The organism is Umezawaea sp. (assembly GCF_057122925.1).
The window spans coordinates 1-11,091 of record NZ_DBNGPQ010000034.1 but is presented as its reverse complement, the minus strand read 5'-3'; the positions used below and the strand labels follow the sequence as shown (position 1 = coordinate 11,091).

At 71.7% G+C, this 11,091-nt stretch carries 8 protein-coding genes; 6 read left to right on the top strand and 2 right to left on the bottom strand.

Annotated features, from left to right (window positions below; genetic code table 11):
- From AC156L_RS05210 to AC156L_RS05195, 4 genes are all read left to right on the top strand, one after another.
- Positions 1 to 745: hypothetical protein (locus AC156L_RS05210; RefSeq protein ID WP_330875603.1), on the top strand; the 745-nt coding region annotated here is incomplete at its 5' end.
- A 7-nt stretch (positions 746 to 752) separates the two neighbouring features.
- Positions 753 to 1,166 (top strand): very short patch repair endonuclease, encoded by a 414-nt coding sequence (locus tag AC156L_RS05205; RefSeq protein ID WP_330875604.1) that lies wholly within the window; start codon positions 753 to 755, stop codon positions 1,164 to 1,166.
- Positions 1,167 to 1,353: 187 nt separating this feature from the next.
- Positions 1,354 to 2,475, top strand: coding sequence for a DNA cytosine methyltransferase (locus tag AC156L_RS05200; RefSeq protein ID WP_330875605.1), 1,122 nt, complete (start codon positions 1,354 to 1,356; stop codon positions 2,473 to 2,475).
- Positions 2,476 to 2,526: 51 nt separating this feature from the next.
- Positions 2,527 to 3,000: a hypothetical protein gene (locus tag AC156L_RS05195; RefSeq protein WP_330875606.1), complete on the top strand. Its 474-nt coding sequence runs from the start codon at positions 2,527 to 2,529 to the stop codon at positions 2,998 to 3,000.
- A gap of 176 nt (positions 3,001 to 3,176) precedes the next feature.
- Here the strand turns inward: AC156L_RS05195 and AC156L_RS05190 are convergent, their stop codons facing one another.
- Both AC156L_RS05190 and AC156L_RS05185 read right to left on the bottom strand, forming a co-directional pair.
- Positions 3,177 to 6,212, bottom strand: coding sequence for a discoidin domain-containing protein (locus tag AC156L_RS05190; protein ID WP_330875607.1), 3,036 nt, complete (start codon positions 6,210 to 6,212; stop codon positions 3,177 to 3,179).
- A gap of 309 nt (positions 6,213 to 6,521) precedes the next feature.
- Positions 6,522 to 7,145: a hypothetical protein gene (locus AC156L_RS05185; RefSeq protein WP_484406638.1), complete on the bottom strand. Its 624-nt coding sequence runs from the start codon at positions 7,143 to 7,145 to the stop codon at positions 6,522 to 6,524.
- A 54-nt stretch (positions 7,146 to 7,199) separates the two neighbouring features.
- Between AC156L_RS05185 and AC156L_RS05180 the strand changes: the two genes are divergently transcribed.
- Together AC156L_RS05180 and AC156L_RS05175 are read left to right on the top strand one after the other, a co-directional pair.
- Positions 7,200 to 10,139: a DEAD/DEAH box helicase gene (locus AC156L_RS05180; RefSeq protein WP_330875609.1), complete on the top strand. Its 2,940-nt coding sequence runs from the start codon at positions 7,200 to 7,202 to the stop codon at positions 10,137 to 10,139.
- Positions 10,132 to 10,974, top strand: a complete 843-nt coding sequence (locus AC156L_RS05175; protein ID WP_330875610.1) for an SWIM zinc finger family protein — start codon at positions 10,132 to 10,134, stop codon at positions 10,972 to 10,974. Before AC156L_RS05180 ends, AC156L_RS05175 begins: the two co-directional genes overlap by 8 nt.
- The last annotated feature ends 117 nt before the right edge of the window (positions 10,975 to 11,091 follow it).

Genomic DNA, 11,091 nt, shown 5'->3' with positions numbered 1-11,091 from the left:
CCTCGCTGTCATGAGCCAACGCATCACGGCCGCGGCCGAGGTCCGGCGGTTGTTCAACGTCACCGAGGCGTCGAGGGACCGCTTCAACAACTGGCACAGCACCCGGCCGCGCGTGGCCGCGCACGCGCTCGGGCACGCCGCGGTGGTCGTCAACGCGCTCACGTCGGCCGACACCGGGGCCGTGTTCCGGGGGGATTCGCTCGGGGCCGCGTTGAGCGCTCGGGGGCAGCCGGTGCTGGAGATCGACGGGTGGCGGCCGGAGTTCGCCCTGTCGCACGTGTTCCACCACGCCGTGGAGGAGCTGGGGCGATTACCGGGCTGGGCCGAGTTCCGGAGGTTCTGCCAGGGCGACGACCGGGCCGTGGTGATGCTGTGGGGTCCCGCGGCGGAGTTGGTCGGCCGGGTGGTCGACCGAGGCGTCGAGGGGTCCGTCGCGCGGGCCGCGATGCGGCGGCGGATCGGGCGGGAGTTCGCGGAGTTCGTGCGGTCCCTGCACGTGGCCGCCGCGCTGCGGGAGCGGGGGCTGGAGGTGCTGACGCACCCGTTGGCGGAGGCGGTGTTCGGGGTGGACGCGTGGGCGGGCCGGGTGGTGTTCGTGCAGCGCGACGGGCCGCGGCGGGCGGAGGAGCTGCTGTTCCAGGCGATGCCGCCGTTCTTCTTCGAACGCGTGCCGGGGCTGGAGAGGGGGTTGCCGTCCGACCGCGACCTCGACACCGTGGTGCGGCGGCTGACGCCTGCGAGATGATGTCCCGATGGAGCGGCTGTCCACCACGGAGGCGACCCGCGCGCGGATGAGCGGGCAGCGCTCGCGCGACACGGGGATCGAGGTGGCGCTGCGCCGCGAGCTGCACAAGCTCGGGCTGCGCTACCGGGTGCACCGCAGGCCGCTGCGCGCCGTGCGCCGGGAGGCGGACGTGGTGTTCGGGCCGTCGAAGGTGGCCGTGTTCGTCGACGGCTGCTTCTGGCACGGCTGTCCGGACCACGCCACCTGGCCCAAGCGCAACGGCGAGTTCTGGCGGGCCAAGATCGAGGCGAACCGGACGCGCGACGCGAACACCGACGTGGTGCTGGCCGAAGCCGGGTGGCTGTCGGTCCGGGTGTGGGAGCACGAGCGGCCGGAGGTCGCGGCGGCACGGGTGCACGAGGCCGTCACCAGCCGTCGTTGAGCGTCGAGCACCGTGACCTGGCCCTTCACCTCCGGGTGCGGGTTCGCGGGCACCACCGCGGTTCGGGTCGACCTCGAACCGGGCGGTCCACGGCGGCGGTCGCGCGGGCGGACGCGGTCCGGATCGCGGTGATCGGCGAGCGCCCGCGAGCCCTTACGCTGGTCCGGTGACCGAGCAGCCCATACCGATGATCGACTTGTTCGCCGGCTGCGGCGGCATGACGTCGGGGTTCGTGGCGGCGGGCGGGTTCCGGCCGGTCATGGCGGTCGAGTGGGACCTGCACGCGGCGGCCACGTACGCGGCGAACTTCGGCGAGGACCACATGCGGTGGGCCGACATCGCCACGGTCCCGGACGCCGAGGTCCCGAGCGCCGACGTGATCATCGGCGGTCCGCCGTGCCAGGGCTTCTCCAGCCTCGGGGCGCAGGACGTGCACGACCCGCGCAACAAGCTGTGGCAGGAGTACATCCGGTTCGTGCGGCACGCCGCGCCGCGGGTGTTCGTGATCGAGAACGTCGACCGGTTCCTCGCGTCCGGCGAGTTCGACCTGCTGCGGTCCGAGGTCCGACCGGGCGGGCTGCTGGAGGAGTACACGCTCACCGTCGCGCTGCTGCTCGCGGCGGACTTCGGCGTGCCGCAGCGGCGCAAGCGCGCGATCGTCATCGGCTCCCGCATCGGCGAGATCCCGGTCCCGGCGCCCACGCACGCACGGACGGGCGACCTGCCCCGCTGGCACTCGGTGCGCGACGTGCTGACCGGGCTGCCGGAACACCCCGCCCGCACGTCGCTGCCCGCGTCGAAGGTCGAGTTCTTCGGCGTCGAGGTGCCCGGCCGGTTCAAGTCGGAGGACCTGCACATCGGCCGCAACCCCACCCCGCTGTCGCTGCGGCGCTACCGGTCGATCCCGCCGGGCGGCGGCCGGTTCGACCTGCCGTACGAGCTGATGCCGCGCTGCTGGCAGGAGAAGAAGACCGGGACGACGGACGTGATGGGCCGGATGCGGTGGGACGAGCCGTCCCTGACGATCCGGACCGAGTTCTACAAGCCGGAGAAGGGCCGGTACCTGCACCCGCAGTGGGAGCCGGGTGAGGACGGCCACCGCGTCGACCGGCCGATCACGCACCTGGAGGCGGCCCGCCTCCAGACCTTCCATGACACTTTCGAGTGGTGCGGAACGAAGATCCAGGTGGCGAAGCAGATCGGCAACGCGGTCCCACCGATGTTGGCAAAAGCCTTGGCACACCACATAAAGCCGTACCTGACGGGCGCCGATCCGACGCCGTCGCCGTGCGGTCTCTGTCCGCTGTAGACGCTCCGACCCCACCGAGAATTGTCGGACCCCGTCCCTAACGTCCCCACCATGACGACGACCAGCACGTACGACAGCCGGATGCAGCTCGGTCCGATCAGCTACCGGGTGCAGGCCACCGCCCGGCAGGACGTCCTGCTGGAGGTGTTCGGCGCCGATCCGAACGGCGCCGTCGTGGCCGAGGGCATGATCCGGCTCCCCGTCGCGGGCGGCACGACGATCGGCAAGCTCCTGGGCCGCGTCCTCGACGGGTTGACCAGGATGGGCGCTCCTCCGCCTGGCCGCCCCCAGCCCGCGAACGCGAAGCAGCCGTGGACCACCGAGCTGGACGAGGAGCTGCGCGAGGCGTGGCTGGACCGGACCGACCAGGTGCCCGTGGCTGAGCTGATCAGGTCGCTGGCCGACCGGATGGGCCGCTCGCCGACGTCGATCCGCTCCCGCCTGCCGAGGGTGGGCTGCGACCCGGACATCGTCGGCAGGCCGCTCTCCCCGGACGCGGCCCGTGTTCTGGGCGTGACCCCGTGATCCGCCGCTGGGTGCGGTTCCTGGCCGCTCGGGTCGCCGCGTTCCGACGGCGGGGCGTCCCCGTGCCCGACGTCCGGCTCCGCACGGCCCTGCCGAGCGGAGCCGGAGAACGTGCCTGCTCCCCGTGGCGGACCACGAGGAGCAGGCACGGCAGGAGTGGTGGCAGGGCGGGTGGGCTACCAGTTCGTCAGGCCGGCTCCGAACGGGTAGAGGGGGTTGCCGTAGGTGCTGGGCACCGGTTGGTCGGCGTCGATCCTGGCGCGGATCTCGGCGCGCTGCGCCGCGGTGGCCCCGAGGTCGTAGGGCAGGTCCCAGTGCTCGGTGGCGTCGGCGGGGATGTCGGAGCCGCCGGGCCGCAGGACGTCGGCGAGGCTGCGGGGCAGCTGCCACGGGAGCTTGCCCTTGGGCGTGTAGTCGCCGAAGAGCAAGCCGGCGAACGCCGGTCCCATCTCCTCACCTCCTCGGTAGGTGACCACGATGGAGCTGGCCAGGTCGTTCCACTCGGTGATGACGTAGGGGCGCGGCATGACCAGCGCCACGACGACGGGGATGCCCTGGCGCTGGAAGTTCTGGATGAGCGCCAGTTGGTCGGCGGGCAGGTACGGCTGTTCCTTCACCCAGCTCGTGGCGTGGGTGTAGGAGGTCTCGCCCACCGCCACCACGGCGAGTTTCGGCGCGGGTCCCGTGTCCTGGTAGACGTTCACGCCCGCTTGGGCGGCTCTCGTCCTGATGGCCTCCAGCATGGTCTGGGAGCCGTACTCCTGGTGCAGGAAGCTGGTCCAGATGCAGCACGCGGCCGTGTCGTTGGCGCGGGGCCCGGCGACGACGATGTTGTCGCCCGCGTTCAGCCGCACCGGCAGGGTGCCGTTGTTCTTGAGGAGGGTCATGGCCTCCCGCGAGGCCTGGTTGGCGAGCGCGGTGTAGGCCGGGGTGTGGAACCGGTAGGGCCCGTTGACCGGGTCGCCGTAGGGGTTCTCGAAGATGCCGAGCTGGAACTTGAGCCGGAGGACCCGGCGGACGGCGTCGTTGATCCGGGCGGCGGGGACGTTGGCGGTGAAACCCGCGATGGTGAAGCCGACCGCGCCGGGGTCGGCGCCGCCCATGACGTCGGACCCGGCGTTGGCCGCGCCGATCCACGAGCCGGAGGGGAGCCAGTCGGTGGTGATCAGGCCGGTGAAGCCGAGGTTCTGGCGCAGGTAGGCCAGGATCTTGGCGCTGTCACCGGCACCGGGGCCGCCGGGATCGATCAGGGAGCTGCCCGCGTAGCCGGGCATGATGTTGACCGCGCCCGCCTCCATCGCGGCCCGGAACGGGATCATGTGGTACTTCACGGTCACCTGGTCGTAGACGATGAGCGCCTCGCCGCCCGCGCCCTCGCCGGGCCAGTGCTTGACCGTGGCCAGCACGGAGCCGGGGTTGAGCTCCGGGCCTCCCTGCAAGCCCGCGACCAGTGCGCGGACCTGGGCGGCGGCGACCTCGGCGCTCTCGCCGTTGCCCTCCTGGATGCGGGGGTAGAGCACCTTGGTGCCGACCTCGGCGAGCGGGCCGAGCACGCCTCGGGTGCCGACCTCGAGCTGCTCGCGGCGCTGCATGTCGCCGAGCTTGTAGTCGAGCGGGTAGTTCTTGGCCGCCGCCAGGGCGCTCTGCGTCGGGTAGGTGGTCTTGTAGCCGTGGATGGTGTCGCCCGCCGACACGGTGGGGATGCCGAGCCTGGTCCCGGCCCCGGAGCGCAGCACGGTGTGCAGGTCCTGGGCTTCGGCGGGCCCGAAGTGCCAGCCGGACTGCGGGAACTGCTGGGCGTTGTAGAACATCTGGTAGGCCTTCTCCTCGATCGTCATGCGACCGAGGAGGTCGTTCACCCGCGTCTCGACCGGCTGGCGCCAGTCCTCGTACGGCTCGATGGTGCCGTTCTTGTTGAGGTCGCGGCTGCCGTTGACGGTGCGGACGCCGTCGTCGACCGTCGTGAGGGTCGGCAGGTAGAGGCTGAAGGTGCGGATGTTCGAGGCGCTGGTGGCGTTCGCGCCGTCGACCGCGACGACGTACCACCGGTAGGTCCAGCGGTCGGAGATGTCCCAGGTCGGCGTGTAGGTGGTGCCGGTGGTCTCGGCGACCTTGGTGTAGAGGTCGATCAGGTTGCCGGAGGCGGCGAAGTCGTAGTCGGTGCGGCTGACGTTGAGCCACACCTGGTAGCGCACGGCTCCGCCGACGGCCGCCCAGGAGAACGCGGGTCGCCGGGTGGTGGTGATCATGGCGTTGTCGGCGGGCGCGGTCAGGGCGAAGCGGCCGGTGGCGGCGGGCGCCTTGGTCGGGCCGGACAGCAGGGGTGCGGTGGTGGCCGACTCGTCGATCGTGCCGAAGACCTGGAACTCCCACAGCGAGTAGCCGTAGCCGGTCGCGCGGGCGGTGCCGTAGAACCGCAGGTACCGGCCGGTGCCGCTGACGGTCAGGTTCTCCGTGCCGCCCGCCCCGGTGGTGGTCGAGTAGATCGACGTCCAGGCGTTGCCGTCGGTGGACACCTCGATCCGGTAGCCCTTGGCGTAGGCGGCCTCCCAGGTCAGCGAGACGCGGTTGATCGTGGCGGTGGCGCCGAAGTCGACGCGCAGCCACTGCGGGTCGCTGCCGTGCTGGCTCGACCAGCGCGTGCCGGACCGGCCGTCCAGTGCCGCGGCGGGCGCGTTGCCGCCCTCCCACGACGACGCTGCGACCTGCTTGAACTGGGAGATTGGCGTGGCACCCACCGGGCCGCCACCCGTGGTGCCGTACACCTGGAACTCCCACAGGGAGTAGCCGTAGCCGGTCGCGCGGGTGGTGCCGGTCAGCCGCACGTAGCGGCCGTTGCCGGTCACGGCGAGCGACTGGACGCCGCCCTGGCCCGTCGTGGTGGTGTAGATCGGCGTCCACGCGGCGCCGTCGCCCGAGGTCTCGATCCGGAAGGCCGTGCCGTAGGCGGACTCCCAGTTCAGCACGACCCGGTCGATGGCGGCGGTGGCTCCCAGGTCGACCTGCACCCACTGCGGGTCGGCGAAGGTGCTGGACCAGCGCGTGCCGAGGTCTCCGTCGGTGGCGGCGGTCGCGGGTGTGCCCGCGTTCTCGGCCGTGGAGGCGGTGGTGGGCTTGCCCTGTGACAGCAGGGTGCCCGCGGCCTCGGCGGGGCGGGCGGTCGAGAGCACGTAGCTCGCGAGGAGGGACGCGATCACGGCGAACACGAGCATCAGACCTCTGCCCCGGCGTCGGGACAGAGGATGGACGAGGGACGAGAAGGGCATGGCGACTCCTGGCAGGGCGAGAACACGACTCGGCGCCGCCGTTCACGGTGCGGGGTCAACGGCGGTGTCGACATCTGGGAGAGCGCTCTCCCAGTCAGCGTTGTTCACCCGACCCGAATCGTCAAGGCGTTCGACAACCGGTTCTTTTCGAGCCGCTCGGCAGGCCTGGGAGTCGGGCCGACTAGGGTCCGACGGGTGTTCGTGCTGCACGGCTTGTGCATGGTCGATGGCCGGTTGGCGCTGTGGGCGGAGGACTCACGGCCAACCGAACGCGCCTCCGAGCCGCCGGCCCACAACACCCCCGACCCACCCGGCCAACCGGCGGCCAACCCACCCGAGCACGGCGGCCTCGGCACCACTGAGCATGGCGGCCTCGGCACCGCCAGGCACGGGGTCCCCGACACCGCCGAGCACGGTGACCTCAGCAACGCCAGACATGGTGTCCTCAGCACGGCCGAGCAAGGTGCTTTCGGCACTCCCGATCAGGGCACTCCCAGCCCGCTCGAACACGGTGTCCTCATGGCCGCCGAGCACGGTGTCCTCGACACCGCCGAGCAGGGTGCTTTCGGCACTCCCGATCAGGGCACCCCCAGCCCGTCCGAACACGGTGCCCTCGCCACCGACCAAGGTGGGCTCGACACGCCCGAACGCGGTGCTTTCAGCCCGCTCGACCAGGGTGGTGAGAGCACGCCCGGCGGGGAGGCCATCGGCATCTCCGGCGCGCCCAGCCAGGTGGGCGCCAGCGCGCTTGGCCGTCAGGCGTTCGGCGCGCTCGGTCGTGGGGCGTTCGGCGCGTTCGATCGCAAGGGGTCCGGCACTGCCGGCCGCGACGCCACCCGCTCCCACGCTCGGGACGCCTCCGACGCGTTCAGCACCCATGCTTCCGGCACACCCGGCACACCCGGCACACCCGGCACACCCGGCACGCTTGGGATGCCCGGTACGCCCGGCCAGCCCGCCTCGCGCTCCGGCTCCGGTTCTCCCGGTCACGACCCGGCTCCGCATCCTTTCGCGGTCGACGGTGACGTGCTGCTGGACCTGCTCGGTGGCGGCAAGGCTGACGCGGTGGTGGTGCGGTTGCCGTCGTACCCGGCGTCGCCCGCGGCCTCGCCGGAGCTGGTGCGCGATCCGCTGACCGAGGACCCCGACGAACCCGAGGGCCCCTCTCGGCTGCGGGGGTGGCTCGTGCCGGTCGTGGTCGTGGACGTGCCGCCCGTGTCGGTGCCGGACTGCCGGACCGGTGCGTCCGTCCGGTACCTGGTGGACGTCGCCGAGTTCGCGCGCGACCTGGTGTCGCGCGGTCGGGTGTTGCCGTCGGTCGACGCTGACGCTCCCGTCGCCCGGTGGAGTCCCGCGCTGTCCGGAGTGGACTCGATGCGGTTCGCGTCGTTGCGCGACTCGATGCCGCCGGTGTGCCGCGGCGCTGAGGGGGTGGGCAGTCCGGAGACCGCGTTGCGCGGTGCGTTGGCCACGTTGGTGGACACCGGGGTTCGTGGTGCGCTCGGTGGGTCGGTGTCCTTGACGAGGGGCCGCACGCCGATGGACCTCTGGTTGCGGGCGCTCGTCGGCGAGCCCGTGTTCGAGGCCGGTCCCGCGGATCTCGTGGAGCTGAGGGCGAAGCTCGGGGCGTGGCGGGCGAGTGCTGAGCGGGACAGTCCGGTGCGCGTGTGCTTCCGGCTCAGTTCGCCGGAGCAGGGCGGGTTCGCCAACGAGGGGTGGCGGCTGGAGTTCCTGTTGCAGGCGGTCGACGAGCCGAGCGTGGTGGTGCTCGCCGAGCAGGCGTGGCGGGACGACGGTGTGCTGTGGCGCTGGGTCGACCATCCGCAGGAGTTGCTGCTGGCCGATCTCGGGCGGGCCAGCAGGCTGTACCCGGAACTGGACGTGGCGTTGCGGGAGCGGCACCCGACGAGGTTGGACCTGGACGCGGCCGGTGCGTACGAGTTCCTGAGCCGTGCCGCGCTGCTCGCGCAGGCGGGGTTCGGGGTGTTGCTGCCGTCGTGGTGGCGTGAGCCGCGGCGGCTCGGGCTCCGGCTGACGACCACGACGGCGAAGCGCGGCGATCCGGGCGTGGTGGAGTCGGAGAGCAAGCTCGGGCTGAAGGCGCTGGTGGAGTACCGCTGGGACCTGGCGCTGGGTGAGGACCGGCTGACCGAGGAGGAGCTGGCCGAGCTGGCGGCGGCGAAGGTGCCGCTGGTGAAGGTGCGCGGGCAGTGGGTGCACGTCGACCAGCGGCGGCTGACGGCCGGGCTGGCGTTCCTCAAGCGCGGCGGTACCGGGCGGATGCCCGCGGAGCAGGTGCTGTTGCAGTCCTGGTCGGAATCGGAGGCGGCGGCACTGCCGCTGCCGGTCACGGGCGTGCACGGCGACGGCTGGCTGGGCGACCTGCTGTCCGGGCAGGCGGAGCAGCGGCTCGAACCCGTCGAGCCGCCCGCGGGTCTGCACGCCACTCTGCGGCCGTACCAGGTGCGCGGGTTGGCGTGGCTGGCGTTCCTCGACGAACTGGGGCTGGGCGCGTGCCTGGCCGACGACATGGGGCTCGGCAAGACGATCCAGCTGCTGGCGCTGGAGGTGTGGAAGCGGCAGGACGGGAAGCGACCGCCGACGCTGGTGGTGTGCCCGATGTCGGTGGTCGGCAACTGGCAGCGCGAGGCCGCGCGGTTCGCGCCGGGGCTGGCGGTGCACGTCCACCACGGCAGCGACCGGCTGTCCGGCCGGGAGTTGCGCGACACCGTCGCGGAGCACGACCTGGTGATCACGACGTACGCGCTCGCGGCTCGGGACGCGCTGCCGCTGGCCGAGGTCGAGTGGGACCGGGTGGTGCTGGACGAGGCTCAGAACGTCAAGAACGCCTCCACCCGGCAGTCACGGGCGGTTCGCGGGTTCCCGGCGCGGCACCGGGTCGTGCTGACCGGCACACCGGTGGAGAACCGGTTGGCGGAGCTGTGGTCCCTCATGGACTTCGCCAACCCCGGCGTCCTGGGGACGCTGAACACGTTCCGGGCGCGCTTCGCCGTCCCGATCGAGCGGTACCGCGACGAGGACGCCGCCGTGCGACTGCGCAAGATCACCGGGCCGTTCGTGTTGCGGCGCCTCAAAACCGATCCGCGGATCATCACCGATCTGCCGGACAAGCTGGAGATGAAGCAGCTCTGCACGCTCACCACCGAGCAGGCGACGCTCTACCGCGCCGTGGTGAACGACATGCTGGAGCGGATCGAGGACGCGCACGGCTTGCAGCGCAAGGGAATGGTGATCGCCGCCATGTCGAAGCTCAAGCAGGTCTGCAACCACCCCGCGCAGCTGCTCGGTGACGGTTCGCGCGTCGCCGGGCGCTCCGGCAAGCTGGACCGGCTGGAGGAGGTGCTGGAGGAGATCATCGCCGACGGTGACAAGGTGCTGTGCTTCACGCAGTTCACCAGGTTCGGCACCATGGTCGTTCCGCACCTGGCCGCGAAGTTCGACACGGAAGTCCTCTTCCTGCACGGCGGAACGCCCAAGGGTGCTCGCGACAGGATGGTCGAGCGGTTCCAGTCGTCCGGCGGGCCGTCGATCTTCGTGCTGTCGCTGAAGGCGGGCGGCACCGGCCTCAACCTGACCGCCGCCAACCACGTCATCCACCTGGACCGCTGGTGGAACCCCGCCGTCGAGGACCAGGCCACCGACCGCGCGTTCCGGATCGGACAGCGCAACCACGTGCAGGTGCGGAAGTTCGTCTGCATCGGCACGCTGGAGGAGAAGATCGACCTCATGATCGAGGAGAAGCGCTCGCTGGCGCAGCTCGTCGTCGGCGCGGGCGAGAACTGGCTGACCGAGCTGTCGACCGGCCAGTTGCGCGACCTGCTCACGCTGTCGCCGGAGGCCGTCGGTGGTTGAGTGGCACGGCGTCCCCAAACCCGCGTCGCACCCCGTCCGCATCGCGGGTGGGCTCACGTTGCGCAGCAGGCGCGGCGAGGTCGCGCAGACGTGGTGGTCGCGGCGGTTCCTCGCCGTGCTGGAGTCGTTCGGCATGGCAGGCCGCCTGGAACGGGGCCGCGCCTACGCGCGCACCGGTCAGGTCATCAGCATGTCCCTCTCCACCAGCCTGGTAGTCGCGCTCATCGCGGGCACCCGGCCGGAGCCGTACCGCGCGCGCATCGGCGTGAAGAAGTTCGACGACGAGGAGTGGCGCCGGATCGAACGCGCCCTGGCGGGCCAGGCGATCTTCACCGCCAAGCTGCTGGCGGGCGAGATGCCGCCCGAGATCGAGGACGTGTTCACCGAACTGGGCCTGACCCTGTTCCCCGAAACCATGCGGGAACTGTCGATGGACTGCACCTGCCCCGACTGGCAGGCGCCCTGCAAGCACCTGGCGGCGACCTGCTACCTGCTGGCCGAGTCGTTCGACACCGACCCGTTCGAGATCTTCGCGTGGCGCGGCCGCGACCGCGAGGACCTGCTGGAGAACCTGCGAGCCCTGCGCGGCTCGCTGGCGGCCCAGGAACAACGCGCCGACAAGCCGGTGGCAGCGCTGGAGGACTGCCTGGACACCTACTGGGAACGACCACCCGCTCCAGCAGCCCCGGCACCGGACCTCGTGGTGACCCAACACCCCGACGCCCTGCTCGACCAACTGGACCCACTCCCGCTGACCGTCCGCAAGCGCGAGGTCACCGACCTGCTGCGCCCCGCGTACCGCGCCATGGTCAGGGGCTCCGGCCAGCTCCCGTGAGCACGAGGGGAACACGCGCCACGGGAAGCTGACAGCGCGAGAACCGGGCACGACAAGATCGGCCTCGGCGCCATGGTCAAGGGCTCCGGCCAGCCTCCCGTAGCCACGGGGGAAACA

What these genes read in the sequence shown, in the direction of transcription:
- AC156L_RS05205 (WP_330875604.1), top strand. Translation starts at nt 753, where the DNA reads ATGGAGCGGCTGTCCACCACGGAGGCGACCCGCGCGCGGATGAGCGGG.
- AC156L_RS05200 (WP_330875605.1), top strand. Translation starts at nt 1,354, where the DNA reads ATGATCGACTTGTTCGCCGGCTGCGGCGGCATGACGTCGGGGTTCGTG.
- AC156L_RS05195 (WP_330875606.1), top strand. Translation starts at nt 2,527, where the DNA reads ATGACGACGACCAGCACGTACGACAGCCGGATGCAGCTCGGTCCGATC.
- AC156L_RS05190 (WP_330875607.1), bottom strand. Translation starts at nt 6,212, where the DNA reads ATGCTCGTGTTCGCCGTGATCGCGTCCCTCCTCGCGAGCTACGTGCTC.
- AC156L_RS05185 (WP_484406638.1), bottom strand. Translation starts at nt 7,145, where the DNA reads ATGGGTGCTGAACGCGTCGGAGGCGTCCCGAGCGTGGGAGCGGGTGGC.
- AC156L_RS05180 (WP_330875609.1), top strand. Translation starts at nt 7,200, where the DNA reads ATGCCCGGTACGCCCGGCCAGCCCGCCTCGCGCTCCGGCTCCGGTTCT.